General features: G+C 36.0%; 13 protein-coding genes. 5 read left to right on the forward strand and 8 right to left on the reverse strand.

The genetic code is table 11. From position 1 onward, the window contains the following. The first annotated feature begins 71 nt into the window (after positions 1-71). Positions 72-428 (forward strand): SPOR domain-containing protein, encoded by a 357-nt coding sequence (locus ACE01N_RS14000; RefSeq protein WP_380590113.1) that lies wholly within the window; start codon positions 72-74, stop codon positions 426-428. Between the two features lie 19 nt (positions 429-447). On the opposite strand, the gene ACE01N_RS14005 is transcribed toward ACE01N_RS14000, so the two are convergent. Continuing rightward, positions 448-3,426, reverse strand: coding sequence for a PEP/pyruvate-binding domain-containing protein (locus tag ACE01N_RS14005; protein ID WP_380590116.1), 2,979 nt, complete (start codon positions 3,424-3,426; stop codon positions 448-450). A 168-nt stretch (positions 3,427-3,594) separates the two neighbouring features. On the opposite strand from ACE01N_RS14005, the gene ACE01N_RS14010 reads away from it, so the two are divergent. Continuing rightward, complete coding sequence (locus ACE01N_RS14010) at positions 3,595-5,637, forward strand: DUF349 domain-containing protein (protein WP_380590119.1); 2,043 nt, start codon at positions 3,595-3,597, stop codon at positions 5,635-5,637. A gap of 54 nt (positions 5,638-5,691) precedes the next feature. On the opposite strand, the gene ACE01N_RS14015 is transcribed toward ACE01N_RS14010, so the two are convergent. Then, positions 5,692-6,357, reverse strand: coding sequence for an energy transducer TonB (locus ACE01N_RS14015; RefSeq protein WP_380590122.1), 666 nt, complete (start codon positions 6,355-6,357; stop codon positions 5,692-5,694). Positions 6,358-6,485: 128 nt separating this feature from the next. On the opposite strand from ACE01N_RS14015, the gene ACE01N_RS14020 reads away from it, so the two are divergent. Further along, positions 6,486-7,595, forward strand: coding sequence for a DNA polymerase III subunit gamma/tau (locus ACE01N_RS14020; RefSeq protein ID WP_380590124.1), 1,110 nt, complete (start codon positions 6,486-6,488; stop codon positions 7,593-7,595). A 16-nt stretch (positions 7,596-7,611) separates the two neighbouring features. After that, positions 7,612-8,229 carry a hypothetical protein gene (locus ACE01N_RS14025; RefSeq protein ID WP_380590127.1) on the forward strand — a complete coding sequence of 206 codons (618 nt, stop codon included), beginning with the start codon at positions 7,612-7,614 and terminating at the stop codon, positions 8,227-8,229. Between the two features lie 2 nt (positions 8,230-8,231). Here the strand turns inward: ACE01N_RS14025 and ACE01N_RS14030 are convergent, their stop codons facing one another. From ACE01N_RS14030 to ACE01N_RS14040, 3 genes are read right to left on the reverse strand one after another with little or no spacing between them, the layout of a single operon-like run. After that, on the reverse strand, positions 8,232-9,533 hold the full coding sequence (locus ACE01N_RS14030; protein WP_380590130.1) for an acetylxylan esterase: 1,302 nt from the start codon (positions 9,531-9,533) through the stop codon (positions 8,232-8,234). Positions 9,534-9,543: 10 nt separating this feature from the next. Next, entirely contained in the window at positions 9,544-10,251 is a 708-nt protein-coding gene (locus tag ACE01N_RS14035) for a hypothetical protein (protein ID WP_380590133.1), read from the reverse strand. Between the two features lie 13 nt (positions 10,252-10,264). Further along, complete coding sequence (locus ACE01N_RS14040) at positions 10,265-12,088, reverse strand: hypothetical protein (protein ID WP_380590136.1); 1,824 nt, start codon at positions 12,086-12,088, stop codon at positions 10,265-10,267. Positions 12,089-12,268: 180 nt separating this feature from the next. On the opposite strand from ACE01N_RS14040, the gene ACE01N_RS14045 reads away from it, so the two are divergent. Further along, positions 12,269-13,864 (forward strand): LamG-like jellyroll fold domain-containing protein, encoded by a 1,596-nt coding sequence (locus tag ACE01N_RS14045; RefSeq protein ID WP_380590139.1) that lies wholly within the window; start codon positions 12,269-12,271, stop codon positions 13,862-13,864. A gap of 16 nt (positions 13,865-13,880) precedes the next feature. Here the strand turns inward: ACE01N_RS14045 and ACE01N_RS14050 are convergent, their stop codons facing one another. From ACE01N_RS14050 to ACE01N_RS14060, 3 genes are read right to left on the reverse strand one after another with little or no spacing between them, the layout of a single operon-like run. Next, the gene (locus ACE01N_RS14050) at positions 13,881-14,156 is read right to left on the reverse strand and encodes a hypothetical protein (RefSeq protein WP_380590142.1); all 276 of its coding nucleotides are present in this window, start codon (positions 14,154-14,156) and stop codon (positions 13,881-13,883) included. 10 nt (positions 14,157-14,166) lie between these two features. Next, positions 14,167-15,267 (reverse strand): hypothetical protein, encoded by a 1,101-nt coding sequence (locus ACE01N_RS14055; RefSeq protein ID WP_380590145.1) that lies wholly within the window; start codon positions 15,265-15,267, stop codon positions 14,167-14,169. Beyond that, complete coding sequence (locus tag ACE01N_RS14060) at positions 15,251-15,841, reverse strand: RNA polymerase sigma factor (protein ID WP_380590148.1); 591 nt, start codon at positions 15,839-15,841, stop codon at positions 15,251-15,253. The genes ACE01N_RS14055 and ACE01N_RS14060 overlap by 17 nt, the downstream gene beginning before the upstream one ends. Positions 15,842-15,861 lie beyond the last annotated feature (20 nt).

The raw sequence follows: 15,861 nt of genomic DNA on the forward strand, positions 1-15,861 counted from the left end.
TTCGCTTGAATGCGTTATTTTTTTTTAAGTATCATTGTAAGCCAATTCGTTTAATCCTCAAAATTGATATGATGAAGAAATATTTTCTTTTACTGATTGTTGCAGTGTTAGCGGTTACATCGTGTAAAACACATAAATTCGTTGTTAAGGAAGAAGCAGTTTCAGTTGTTAATGCTTCGCCTAATGATATCTCATACAAATATTATGTAATATTGGGTAGTTTTGAGAATCTGAAGAATGCGAATAATTATGTGGAAGAGATAAGTAATAAAGGTTTTACTTCACCTGTTATCTTAAAGAGTGAACTCGGTTTTTACCGGGTGGCAGTTTACTCTTCCGATTTTGAAAAGGATGCCAGAAACAGAATTGCTTCCATCATGGAAATGTATCCGGAGCATAAAGATGTCTGGCTGCTCATAAAGAAATAAAAAGATGATGGAAAGGCTGTTATTCGTTTACCACAATAACAGCTTTTCTTTTTTTACCGTCCAGAATTATTTGCAACGGTTTGTCGAACCTGACATGTTTGAAGTATTTTGTTTCTGAAATCAATTCCCCTCCGTTCAGCATCTCTGTATTAATAAAATTATCCTTTGAATTAAAAGGAACAGAAAAATATCCCACATTCATAGATGTTACATTATGAAAAAAATGTGAACCAAGCGATGCGTCAAGTGGGAAGTCCTTTAATCCGATTTCTATGATTACTCTCGCTTTGGAAATATGGGACCATAAGACCGGAATTCCGGTGAATTTATCTCGTGTGCCCCACCTTCCGGGGCCGATCAATACATATTCTCTGTCTTCGGCTGAAAGCTGACGATTCATGATTTTTATTTCATTAGCCATCTCATCGGTTTTTGTACGGTCGAAGTTATCGGTATTCATGTAAATCACATCTTTTACATTTCTGAACTTTCCGTTACCCATTCCTTTGGATGCAATTAGTAAGGCTTTGGATTCATCATAATCCTCATCTTCAATATTAACATCCAGCTCTTTCTGAATAAGCGGTTTTATCTGTACAAGAAATAACGTAGGTTTTTTATCCGATTCTGATCCGAAATCAACAACATACTCCAGTTCCACTGGAGAGCCCATGGCTTCGGTGCAGAGCTTTAATAAAGTTTCTATTGCATTTGCAAGTGGGAACTTGTCATAAAGTAAGATGTTTGCAAAATTCACTACGCGGGGACCTTTTTTCTCAAAATCATGTTCCAGCCGTTCATTCTGGTAATCATAAACTTCAGCACAATTCTCCAGAACCCCGTCTTTTTCAGCTATCGAAGTGCTTAATTTTTCAATAAACTGATTTTCATGTTCAACTTTTATATCTTCCGGTTTGACGTTATTAAGTTTTAATCCATAAAAGTAGGTCTGTGAATCTTTAATCTGGTCACTTAATGATTTTAGTTCCAGCTTTGGATACCTTGGACAGAAGCGGTGCGATTTTTCTCCACCTACCACATACATTCCCAGTCCCACTGCTGCAACAGAAAATCCGTCATCCGGTTCCATATAGGCAAATGGATAATAGTTGTAGGATTGGGCTACTCCGCTCATATCTGAATAAAAATAATTCTCATGTGTGTTACCTATTACCTCCTGGATGATAACGGCCATTTTCTCTTCTTCAATTTTGTAGTTCACTGCATTAAAATAGTTGCGGGAAGAATCGCTGAAAATGGAGGCATAAACCAATTTAACTGCACTTTGCAACTGGTTAAATCGCACAGTAACATCTTTGTGGTTGTTGGGGATGAGATATGTGTTATAAACACCTGAAAAGGGTTGCATGAAGGAATCTTCAAATAATCCTGAAGACCTAATAGCCAAAGGTTTTCTGGAATTTAGGACATATTCAAATAAAATTTCCTTTAACTCAGGTGAAAGCTCGCTGTGTAAAAAGCGATCTTTGATGAAATCATAACCTCTTTCCTCCACTCCATATATTAGTTCAGAAAGGTCATTTTTATCGATGAAATATTCGAATTCCTCTATTCCGATAATGGCCGTGGAAGGAACGGCAATACGAATACCGGGAATAAGCTTTTCAAAGTTGATATTTTCAATAAAATCTGACAGAAAAGCTATACCACGTCCCTTTCCTCCGAATGACCCGTTGCCAAGTCTTAGAATGTAACGTCTTGTATTAATGTGACTTGGGTCAAATCTGACCACACGACCACGTAATCGCTTTAACCTTACATTTTCAAATGCATCAAGTACGGCTTGCCTTAGTGCATCAACAGAAGTAAAATCGGTTATATCGACAGGCCTCAGTTTTTTTGCCAGGTTTATTTCTCCTCGGGCCATGAGCCAGGTTGAAAAACCATTCCTGCTTCCGTGATATAATAAGGATTCATTTGGGATAAGCTCAAGTTTTTTCTGAAATTCTTTAAGATTTGTAGCACTGTCAATAGGATTACCGTCAATGTCTTTAAAAATAAAGTCCCCGAATCCACAACGAGACATCAGAAAATGCTGGATGTCATGCGCCAGGCTTTCGGATTCCTTATGAATGAAATCAACGTTAAGATTATCTGCCTTTGCCCTGTTTTTCATGTTGGAAGATTGCATCAACATAGGAATCTCGACTTTATCCCGAACATAATTCAGCAAATCAACTCCCGAATATTGAGATGGAATTCCGTTCTTATTAAAGGAAACATCTGAAATGACGCACAATAGATTTTCGGTGTACTTATTTACAATTTCAATGGCTTCTTCGTATGATGTTGCCAGCAAGATTTTAGGTCTTGCTCTCATTTTTAGGATTTTATGAAGTTCATCGACTGTGTGTTCATGAATAATCTCCTGAGTTTGTTTCATTACGATTGAATAGAGAAGCGGAAGGTACCGGGAATAGTAACGGACCGAATCTTCAACCAATAGTATGACCCTCACATTACCAATCATTGTATCCGCAGATGCATTGGTTTTATCCTCTACATATTTTGACATAGCAAGGAATATCTTGCTATCCCCGTTCCATACAAATATGCGTTCAAAATTCCGGCTCTTACCACCTTGCATTTTGAAGTATTTCAGATCTGAATTATTATTTACCAGCAGTAAAATGGGAACTTCAGGAGTTACTTTTTTAATTTTTGCAGCCAGTGATATAGGTGAAAGACGGTTGAGTCCAGCCGTCAAGATAATCATATCATAATTGTTATACTGCAGCTTTAAAAGGGCCTCTTCGTCAGATGAAACACTTGTGATTCGAGGGGCAGCATAAAGGTTTAGTTGAAGATACTCACCCACAATACGATCAAAGAACTGACCTTCACTGGTTATCGAAAATGCATCGTAAAGTGTAGCTACCAAAAGGATTTCTTTAACTTTAAATGGCATTAGTTCCTGGAAAATGTCACGGTCAGTTTTCTGTTTTTTGTATAATGTGTTTAGCAGAGGAATTTCCATAAATACAGAGTTTAGACTAATATATAATAAAAAGATGAGCTTAACAATAATGTCTGTCAACAGGAATAATATTTTGTGATAATCCCTAAACTTCTGTATTTAGTTCGTTTTTATCTATTTTTATTTTAATTTTATAAAAATTGTGTAACGCTCCAAAATTGTTTTATTATGAACAATGATCTTGAAAAAATGCCTGAAAAAGAAGGCATTAATACAGAAGAAAATACCAGTTTATCAAATGACACGGATCAAAAAAAGGTTTCAGTAGATAACGAAGAAATTACACCCGATGTTGACGGAAAGGTAGTAGAAGAAGAGCCATCTGCGGAGGAATCAGTGGCTGGAGATGAAAAGGAATCTATTCCTGTAGAGGAAGAAGGATCTGAATCTGTAGATTTGCAGAAAGCTGAAAATGAAGGCAGTGACGAATCTGAGGATATGGATGATGATGATAATGAGAACGATACTGAAGAAGAAATAGACGACGTTGATCATGATTCTCTAACTAAGGAGCAACTTGTTATCCGTCTGAAGCATTTAATAGATACAATTCCGCTTACTTCAAGGAACCTGAAAGATGAGGTGGAAAAAATAAAAAATACCTTTTACGAAAAATATCAGCATGAGGTATCTGTAACCCATGAAAAATTTATTGCAGGTGGTGGTGAAGAAAAGGATTTTAAAATGCCACCAGATCCCCAGGAACAGCTACTCAGTGAGCTTTTGGCAGATTACCGCAAAAAAAGATATGAGTTACTTAAAAGGTTTGAAGCAGAAAAGGAACTGAATTTACTGGCTAAGCGTGATGTAATATCGGGAATTAAAGAGTTGATCCAGAGCGAAGAATCTATCAACAATACGTTTAATAATTTCAGAGAACTACAAAAACGATGGAAGGAAATCGGTCCTGTTCCTCAGGCAAATGTCCGGAATCTTTATGAAAATTATCACCATAGCATAGAGATGTTCTATGATTACATAAAGATTAATAAAGATCTTCGTGATCTTGATCTGAAAAAGAATCAGGAAGCTAAAGAGCATTTATGTGAGGTTGCTGAAGAACTTCTGAACGAAGAAAATGCAGTAAGTGCATTTAATAACCTGCAGGAGTTACACAAGGAATGGCGTGAAATAGGCCCTGTACCCAAAGAGTTTAAAGAACCGCTTTGGGAAAGATTTAAAGAAGCTACGGCTAAAATCAATAAAAAGCATCAGAAGTATTACGATGATATAAAGGAGAATCAGAAGGAAAATCTTGAGAAAAAGTCCTCTCTTTGTGAAAAAGTTGAAGAGATTGCGGGCCAGTCTTATGAGCGACCTAAGATATGGAATAAGAAATCGCAGGAAATTATTGCCATTCAGAAGGAGTGGAGAACGATTGGTTTTGCTCCAAGAAAATATAATAACAAGATATACGAACGATTCAGAAAGGCCTGTGATGAGTTTTTTGATAATAAACGTAAGTTTTATCAGGAATATAAAAAACTACAGGATGAAAACCTTGAGATGAAACAGGCGTTGGTGAATAAAGCTGTGGCATTAAAGGATAGTGAGGACTGGAAAAAGGCTACCAATGAGCTGGTCAGAATACAGAAAGAATGGAAAAAGATTGGCCCGGTTCCAAGAAAATTCTCAGACAGTATATGGAATGAATTCAGAGATGCATGTGATCATTTCTTTAACAGGAAGAAAGAATTTTTTCACGATATTGATAAGGTTCAGGATGATAACCTGAAAATGAAGAAAAAACTTATTGACGAGATTAATGCGTTTGAACCGGGAGAAGAAAATGAGGAAACAATTCGGATTCTACATGAATATAAGGACAAGTGGAATGATATCGGGCATGTTCCCTTCCGCGATAAAGATGCCATATATAACGAGTATCGTAATGCAATAAACAGGCATTTTGATAAGCTGAATATGGATGAAACCAAGCGCGAGGTGGAAAAATACCGATCTAAGATTGAGGATATTCAGGTTGGTCATAATTCTGATGACAAGATGAATTCAGAACGTAACAAGCTGCTTAATAAATACAGAACACTTGAAAATGACATTGCAGTTTGGGAGAACAATATCGGATTTCTTTCTACGGGCAAAAAGTCCGGTTCAGTTGTCAAGGATTACGAGCGAAAAATTGAAAAGGCTAAGGAAAGGCTTGAAATTTTGAAGAAGAAGATAGACCTGTTAAATGATATGCAGGAATAAAAAAAGTGCTGAAGAATTTCTTCAGCACTTTTTTGCATTTAGAGCAGTATGTGCTTAATTATTTGTAAAGTTCTTTGTTGTAAATATTATTACGCCATCAGCGGCTCTCTGGCCATATTTTTCTATCGCCTTTTTACCTTTGATAACGCGCACTGATTCAATATTGTCTGCGTTTACTTTCATGTCCTCATTCACAATTTTACCATCAATTACATACAGTGGATTCTTTTTTGCAGGCACGGCAGATTTGGCTTCCTTTTGCACTGTTTCAGCGGTTTGATCCTGAACAGCAGTATTTTTTGTAACCGGCTGCATCATTGTTGCTGTAGCTGTACTTTGGAAAGGGATATCAATATTAATCTTACAATTGACAGGTTTTCCGTTTATTTCGGCGGGAGAAAATTCAGGCATAAGATCAACCAGACGCAATGCTTCTATATCCAGAGATTCTTCAACCCCTTTTGAAATGGAAGAATTAAGAATTTCACCATCAGATGAAACAATGAGTGAGACTTCAACAGTACCAGTGACATTTTTTTCTCTGGCCTGCTCAGGATACTGCTGATAAAACTTGAGGAAATCGGCAAGACTCATCTTTCCCTGTGCAAATATTGGAAGTACAGTGACTTCGGATGCATTATATACTTTTTCATCATTTTGGGAAAAACCCGGTATTGTGATTAATAATGCAAAAATGAACAAAATACTTTTCTGTAACATGGCTCTAGATTTTTCGTAATGTATGCAAAATTTATACCAAAATGTTTCTTTAAATGTGAATAACTATTCATGAACTCAAAGGGACACACTTTTAAATTTAATTATATTTGCACAAAGCAGCACAATAAATGGATAATTTTGTAGTATCGGCACGAAAATACAGACCACTGAGTTTTGATACCGTGGTTGGACAGAAGTCCATTACGGGGACATTAAAGAATGCCATAAAAACAGGACATATTGCCCACGCCTATCTGTTTTGCGGACCCAGAGGAGTTGGAAAAACAACATGTGCCCGTATTCTTGCCAAAACGTTAAACTGCTTTCATCCAACTCAGGATATTGAAGCGTGTGGCGAGTGTGAATCATGTAAAGCATTCAGTGAGAATCGTTCCTACAATATTCATGAGCTTGATGCAGCTTCGAATAATTCTACTGATGATATTCGGCTTCTGACTGAAAAAGTCAGGATCCCTCCGCAAATCGGGAAATACAGTATTTATATCATTGATGAGGTCCATATGTTGTCGCAGCAGGCTTTTAATGCGTTTTTAAAAACACTTGAAGAGCCGCCTAAACATGCCATATTTATTTTGGCCACTACAGAAAAACATAAGATTATCCCGACAATATTATCCCGGTGTCAGATTTTCGATTTTAACCGTATCAGTGTAAAGGATGCCATAGATCATCTGGAATATGTCGCTGAAAAGGAAAATGTAACAGTTGAACCAGAGGCCCTCTCTGTAATTGCTCAAAAAGCAGACGGAGGTATGCGTGATGCGCTTTCAATTTTTGATCAGGTTGTAAATTTCAGCGGAACCAATGTGACGTATGAGAAGGTCATTGAGAACCTGAATGTTCTGGATTATGACTATTATTTCAAGCTTGTTGACCATTTTCTTTCCGGAAATGTTTCCCAGTCACTTTTGATTTTTAATGAAATATTGAATAAAGGATTCGATGCCAGTCACTTTATTAACGGATTAAGTTCGCATTTCAGGGACTTACTGGTATGCAGGGATACACAAACAGTAGCTTTGCTTGAGGTAGGTGATGCGATAAAAGAGAAATATATAACACAAGCTAAAAATTGTGATCAGGTTTTTCTCTACAAAGCATTGGAATTGTCTAACGACTGCGATCTGAATTACAGGTTAAGTAAAAATAAGCGGTTATTGGTTGAATTAACCCTGATTAAGTTGGCTCAGTTAGCCAACCAAAAAAAAAATAACTGAACAGGTTGATGAAAAAATGCTGGCTCCGATTAATGCTGAAGAGCCTAAGCAGAAACCTACAAAAGTAGAAAAGGAAAAATCAGAAGTTGAAACTAATGATCAATCCATTTCTGCAAAACCTGATTCAGTTCAGCCACAAAAACAAATTCCTAAAAAGGTCAAAAGCGTTAGCGGTTTAGGTTCTATCGGAATATCCATTAAAGGTAATGCATCCCAGGACGGGAATATATCGGTAAGTTCTTCAGGTGAATCAACTTCAAAAATGAGGCAAAAATTTACTGAGGAGTCTTTATTGAAGGAGTGGAACAATATGATCTCCGAGATCGCTGAAGATAAGGTGCATTTAGCAGAAACACTTAAGTCGCATCAACCTGCCCTGGCTTCTGATGAAGTGTCGATTAAGCTAACGGTTCACAATAATATTCAGGAAAAAAGAATTGTGGAGGAACAAAGCCTGATTATGGATCATTTGAGGTCAAAACTGAAAAATGATGATATTCGTTTGGTTATAACTGTTGATGAAACAGTGGAGGAGAAAAAGTTTTTCACCAATTCAGAGAAGCTTCAGCGGATGATCAGCAAAAATCCTGATCTGAACCTTTTACGTAAAATGTTCGACCTTGATCTGGAATAAATCTATTTCAGATTGTTTTTAATCCAGTCCAGAATAACATGCCTTGTTTCTGTTGAAACCCAATGTTCATTAACCGGTGTAATTAATGCTTTTTTTTGGGAAGTAATTGAATTATAGACACAGTAGCTGGTCGTTGGAGGACAGGTGTTATCGTTATATCCCCATGTCATAAAAACCGGAACCCTGATTAATCTGGCAAAATTGACCACATCGTAATATTTCAGTGTATTAAGTTTATCCGGAGTGTCCATGCCTGAGAATTTGGTAAATAAATGCGGATAACCTCCGGCGCGACCATATTTATAGCCAATCATATCGCTCAAAGCCGGATGATTGGCTGCGCAGGCTGTTATACGTGAATCCAGTCCTGTTGTAATCAGTGATAGTGCACCACCCTGACTTCCGCCCTGGGCAATCAGATTTTTACCGTCCCATTCCGGTAATGATGTCAGAAAGTCAAGCGCCCCAATGCATGCCATATAAACCTTTTTCATGTAAAAGGAATTCCGGTTATCGAGCCCATTTACGAGATAGCTGTTATTGCCTTTCCCGAAAGCCCTGCTGATCTCTTTATATGTATCTGCATCAAGATCAGGTCTGATACCATGTATCTCCATATCAAAACGAATAAAGCCTTCCTCAGCATAAAAGATATGCTTCATCGGATCCATCGGTTTGATTCCTGCTCCGGGAGGTGAAAATACAACCGGAAATTTGCCTTCTTTCCTGGGAATAGTCAGATAACCATATACGTAATGATCCTTTTTATAAACCTGCAGTTTCAACAGATAGCAATCCACTTTATCACTTGAAAATTCCGGAACAAAAGTCTTTTCAATTTTTTCAGGACATTTAGCTGCTTCTGTTTTGGCTTCGTCCCAAAAGGCTGAAAAATCATCGGGAAATGTTGTATAAGGTTTGAGTTTATCAGGTTCAAAACCAACTTTTACATGGTGTTTGTATGTTACACCGTTTAAAGTGGTTTCCAGCCTACAATCTCTGAATCCGGGTTCTTTCATGGTGCCAATGGACAATACTGCCTGACCGTTTTTTAATGTAATCGTACCGCTTTTTTCTGCCGCCAACAATTCAGGACCAATGCTGTACCTTATTTCTTTATCATTCACAGGGATGCCGTATTCGTAAAGAGATATAGTGACTTTTGCCGTCTCGTTTAATTTATATATCCAATTATCATGATCCGGAGTGGTAACCCATAAAACATTGCTTCTGTATGGATAATTTTCTGCCGAAATTGAAAGAGTTAAAATTACTGTTAGAATTAGAAATAATGTTTTTTTCATCGTATGAGTTTTAGTGTAAAATAATACCAACGGCAAGCCCAATATAAAATCCGGACCAGTTTGCTTGTAAACTTTCTTCATGTTCATCAGTTAAAATATACCGTTTATCTTTTTTATACTTTAAATCACCTTTTAAGATGCTGAAATTATATCCTGAATTTAAGCTGAAACAAAAATCCGAAATATTGTGCTCAAGACGTAATCCTGGTTCAAAAAACATGTTTGTAGATATAAAATTATCAATCGAAGTGTGTGGCTCATATTCTACGATGTTTAAACTTTCATTTAGTTTTAAGATGCTAAAAGTTAAGCCTATAGAGTTGTAAAAATACATTGATACTAACTTGAAATCTGAAATCTTCACCTGCCCTTTAATGCCGGGAGAGTATCCATTTATTATCATATCAAAGTTATAACTTCCTGAATAATCTGCTCTTGAAATTCTGGAACCGGTAGTTAAATATGTGAATGAGAATCCAAGTTTCAGATTATTATTGATACTATAAAGCCCTGAAATCTGATGCCTTGCATATGGAGGGAAATTGCTTGTTATCTGTGCATCGAAAGGTACAGTTTTAAAAATGGTATTTGTTAATTCCTTTAGGTTGCTCATTTCATAACTTTGGTAATCAATTCCATAATCGATCTGCAGGTTTTGAGAAGAAACGGGACTGATATAAGCTGTCAGTAATGTAATAATTATGATCTTTTGTAACATAAGTAGCAGATTATTAGTTTTTAAGGTAATATTTGTAATATGATCTGAATATTCTGTTGTTGCATAGAAAGGTATACTCAGTTGATTTCTCAAAAGCGGTTGGAACAACTTCTATCTGCTCACCTGTTAAGTAACTAAATATTTTATATTCTTTGTTATATTCATCGTATGTAAGAATTTTATTACTTCTAATATCAAAGTTCAAAAATGCAGAACCAAGCTCTATCTCTTTTTCAATATTGGAAGTTAAAATGTTCTTGATTAAAATCTTATTCCCACTGATAAAGTAAATGTTATTAGGTTCATTGTACATGAGTTTAAAACTATTTTGGGAAAAATTCCTTGTGTTGCTAAATTCATTTACCTTAATAATGGTATCATTATTTAATTCATAAACTTTTGCCGCATTCTCCAGATATATGATCAAATGCTTACCATCAGGCATCAAGACAACACTGAAGAGTTGTCCTAAGTATTTACTACAAAGTAATTTCTCATTTACAATGTCATATACGTAAAGTTTAGCTGTATTGATAAATGCTAAAATTCCATTGTCTGAGAGCTTAAAATATAAATCCTCATCATATGCGTCGATATCATCTTTTATTTGAATGGTTTTTATGAGACTAAATGAGTGAGAATTATATTGGTATACATCCATCGTGGATTGTTTTGGATAAACAATATATTCAGCATTGGGAGATTGTGCAATATCAGCATCCATTGGCATAATTGTATATACTGAATCATCCTTGACAGAATAAAATTTGAGATCTTCATTATCATAAATCAGTACACCTTTTGATGTAGCATCATAATGATTCCTGAAATATGGTCCGGGTAGACCCATTGTGATGTTTAGTTCTCTTTTTGTATTGAAAATTGGACCTGATGAGAATTTATTGTCTTTGACCCCATAGAAATAAAACCTTTTATGTGATCCGAACAGAAAATTATTGAGTATAAAATGGTTAGAATCTTTCGGGATAAAGTATTCTTCTTGAGGATTGTATCCGTATGTGGACATGTCATCACTTACAAGGCCATAACCATCTAGAATCAATTCTATTTCTGATGAGCTCCATTTCAGTGCCAGTTGTCTGTTTATTTCGGTAATTTCCGGGAGTGGAATTAGAAAACCGACATTTAATCTGGCCCAAACAAATTTATGATCATTGTTATCTGTAACAGTTATTGTGTAAACCCAGCTACCTCCCAAATAATCCTGATCAAGGTATTCGTTTTCCTGTAAAGCGATGCCAGAATCATTTGATCCCTTTGTGATGGAATAGTTTTTAAAATTAGTGCCATTATATGGCTTCCAGTTTAAGTGCAGACCGTTCTGCTCCAGACTAAAGGTGCCATTTATTGGTGAATATTTTTTATTTGCTATTAGTTTATACTGTTTGGTTGAATACCCATAACCTTCATAACCAGTTATGTCAGCTATACTATTAGAGCCGGATCCTGTATAAAAAATGGCATTAAAGTTATGGACTGAGTCATCTTTTAAATCAAAAGAGACTTTAGTAGTGTAATTATCCAAAAAATATTTTGTGGAAATAATACTGTCATCTACAAAAAACTCTGCAAATTGTAGCTTTATACCGGGTTTGGTTTTAATACTGATTAATAAATCAGTTTCCTGACCTTCGTAAAAAATAATACTGTCTTTTACATTGGTATTTAAGTCTATTTGAATATCAGGAGCTTCTTCAGGTTTATCAATTGATACATAATACTCCTTCAAAGGTGAATATTCGCAGGATATTAGGATCTCAAACATTAAAATAGAGAATAGGCATAAACTATTTAACAGGTAAATTTTCTTTTTCATAGTATTTGAAAATTCAAATCATAAAATATAAGTTAAATAAATCCTTTTTTCTCAAATGAACAAATTTAGAATTAGGTTTTTGCATCATTAAGCAGATGCCAGTTAGAAAACTATCTATTCAATTTCGTAAAATTTAATTAGTTTTGAACAGTATAACTTTATTTTCAATCTACCTCTGTTATGAATTCAAATCTGCTTAAGGTGTTTTTTTTATTATCACTATACCTCTCTTTATTCACAACCAGTTCATCAGGTATAAATTATGTGACCTGGAAGTTTGATAATCTTTCTACTGTTGGCGGTGTTTCTGTGACTCCGGAAGGTAATCCTGAACTCATTTCAATAAATAATGCACAAGCGGTTTTGTTTGATGGGGTTGAAAATCGCATTGTTGTTAATGCTAATCCCCTGATTGGAATGGATGAGTTTACGTTTGAAGTTGTTTTCAGGATAGATCGGGGTGGAATTGAGGAGCAAAAGTTTGTCCATATGCAGGCCAGTCCTGATATAAGAATTTTGTTTGAAATTCAGTTTGAAAATGACAGTATGTGGTACATGGAGAATTATATTCAAACCGGGAGTGGTGAGAACCAGAATATTCATTTGATGGATCCTGTGAAATTACATAAAGCAGACCGGTGGTATCACGCGGCAGTTGTGTATAAGGATAAAGAATTTATACAGTATATTGATTATAAGAATGAAAATACCGGTTATCTGGACTGGATCAAACCGGAAGACGGAGCGGTTTCGGTAGGTGCAAGGATGAATCAGACAAATTACATGACCGGAGCTGTACGGGAAATCCGGTTTGTAGATGCTGCCCTGGATAGCACACAGTTTCTGTATTATGGAGAAATGCTGGAAGAGAATGAAACATTTGTTTTGGATAACCTGAATACATTAAATGGTTACGATATCCAGGTTTTTGGGGATCCTCAGATTGTAGAAACTGAGATTGGAAAAGGAACTGTGTTTGACGGTGAGGGAGATGGCATATATATTTTTAATAATCCAATTGGCAGTAGCCAGGAATTTACTATTGAAACAATTGTAAAACCAAATGATGTTTATCCTGCAAATGCTGAACCACGATATTTTCATATTGAAGATGCCAATAACAGCAACAGGCGCATTACGATGGAACTAAGATTGAATAATAATCATGAATGGTATTTTGACGGTTTTTTAAGGGCAGATGCTAACTCGCTGGGCTTAATGGAACCGGAACTTACGCATCCTCTCGATGGTTGGCAGCATATGGCGATTATATATAATAACGGGCATTTCGAAACTTACGTCAATTACAAAAAAGAGCTTGAAGCAGATTGGGATTATTTACTGCTGCCATTCTCTGATGCGACAAAGATGTCTGTTGGAATGCGGATGAATAAAGTAAATTACTTTAACGGTATAATTCAACGTATAAGAATAACCCATGTTGTTTTGGACAGCAGTGAATTTATGAGGATTCAGACAGGTGGAGCAACTGGAAATCATGAAGCCTATAGTCCGTCAAAGAATTTGAATCTCAGAGTTTTTCCAAATCCAGTGAATTCCGGTTCAGAAGTTGAAGTCTTTCAGTCTGAAGAAGGGATGGTATCAATGCAATTATTTACCATTGAGGGCGCTAAAGTGGATGAAATGATGAATTGCTATTTAAAGGCAGGAACATCGAATACCAGCATCGAATTTCGAAAATATAACGCTGGTTTATATCTTCTGAAAGTCAGAAACAGCAAGCATGAAGCAGTTCAGAGAATTATGATCATGTGAAATGATCATAATTAACCTATTTCTTCAGTTTATTCAATGCATCAAATAATTCAAAGACTTCTTTTACAAATTTCTCCTGAATTTCTCTGTAGAAAGCTTTGACTTTACCTTCCTTTTTGTAGCCGTTGATTGATTTTATGGTATTATTTCTTAAAAGTACAGCTTTTTCAATAACAGCACTGAGCTTTTCTTCCTTGGTTTCAGGGAAAAGATATTGTACAAAAAATGCCTGAGATATCACTTCTGATGTTAGAAAATTCACATCTTTTTTTAAGTCTCTGATTTTAGCCATATCTGTTGTGTTAAAATATTAATTGAATGGAAGCTCTGGACGTTGTCGGCTCACTTGAAATATAAGCAGGGGTCCAGTTTCCACTGTTTTTCAATTCTTTAATGATTTTTCTGTCGGTTCTTCTGTCTATGCTTTTTGTGACTTCAAAATCAGACAATTCTCCTTTTTCATTTATTGTGAACCAAACTTCAAACTCTCCCATTGCGTCAGGTTCCTCTTCCATGATTTTTCGGAAAATTTTGCCTTTGTAATTATCCAGATCCGTTGGAGGTTTGGCCGCAACAGCACTTTGAACAGTACGGTTCATTACTTCATTCGAAGCTTTTTTTGCCATATTGCTGTCAGACTTAACTCCGGATACTTTAGCGGATAGCGGTTCATTTAATTCTACAGCATCTGTAGCTACTAATATTGTTGATGTATCTTCGCTTTGTGAGATGAGCCTTGACTGAGCGTTGTTGGATTTAACCTGTGTTGGCTGCATTTCACTCTCTTCATTCATCTTCAAAACAGTACCGGATTCTAAATTTGATTTTTCCTTTAAATTCAATGTGGCGGATGCCTTCTTAGGTTCCAGTTCTTCCATTGCATCTGATTCAGTTCTTCTCGTTTCTCTGCGGGTTGTTTGGACAGGAATGTTAGCCTTAACTTCGGCTAGATTTTCGGAATCCTCCATTTCTTGTACTAACGTATCCATATCATTGCCAAATAATGGTTTTGGTTCTTCCTGAACCAATTTTTTTGTGCTCTGGGCAACTTTTGAAGGCATGATAGTATCAGAAGAACGAGTAAGGTAAATTACAACACCGGATGCAGCAAATAACAGGATCAGAACAGCTGCAACCCGGATCAGTAAACCGTATGAAACCTGTTTTTTGTTGGCATCAAAACCGCTTTTGCGGATTAATCGTGCTTTTAAATTTGATATATCATTATCAAGAGATGCCGGTGCAAAGTTCTCCAAGCCATCAAACGCATCATTACTGAACGGATCATGCATAACCTTTTTCTCTACCTCATGCATTTCTCCTGAGGAGAGACTATTAGTAAAATAATCCCTCAGAATCTGCCAGGTAAGCCTGTTTTTATTATGATTATGCTGCTTCTTCATTAATTTCCAAACAACGCTTCAAATTTCGTTTTCCGTTCTGTAAATAACTCTTAACCTTTTTAATAGATGTATTCAGTATGTCAGCAATTTCCTTGTAACATTTTTCCTTGAAGTAAAACAGTGTTATGCTGTCCTTCTGAAATTCCTTCAAATTCTCAAGGCACTTGTATAGCTGACTTTCCTTGTTCTTTTCAAAATCATCCTTGTTTATATGAGTAAAAAAATCTTCAAATTCCACAATTTCGGAATAACTTTTTTCAGAAATTAACTCAACTTCAGACAACTGCTGTTTTTTCTTCAAAATGGAAAGGCAATGATTCCGTGAAACAATGTATAACCAGCTTTTAAAATGTTTTACTTCGCTTTTCCGCAATTCATTTGTAACTTTTTCATAAATCTCCATGGTTGCATCCTGACTGTCTTCGCGGTTTTTAAGATATTTAAGGCATAAGCCGTAAACCAGATGTATATACCTGTCGAAAAGCTGACCAAGAAAAGCAGAATCTCCCGACTCACGGTAACTGTCCACCAAAAATGAGTCGTTATTTTCTGTATTTTTCAGAATGTTCAACATGCTGGTTTAAAAAAGTTTAC

The sequence above is a fragment of the Quyinboa ferrireducens genome (assembly GCF_042436675.1).
Taxonomy (GTDB): Bacteria; Bacteroidota; Bacteroidia; order Bacteroidales; family UBA5342; genus JBHJHP01.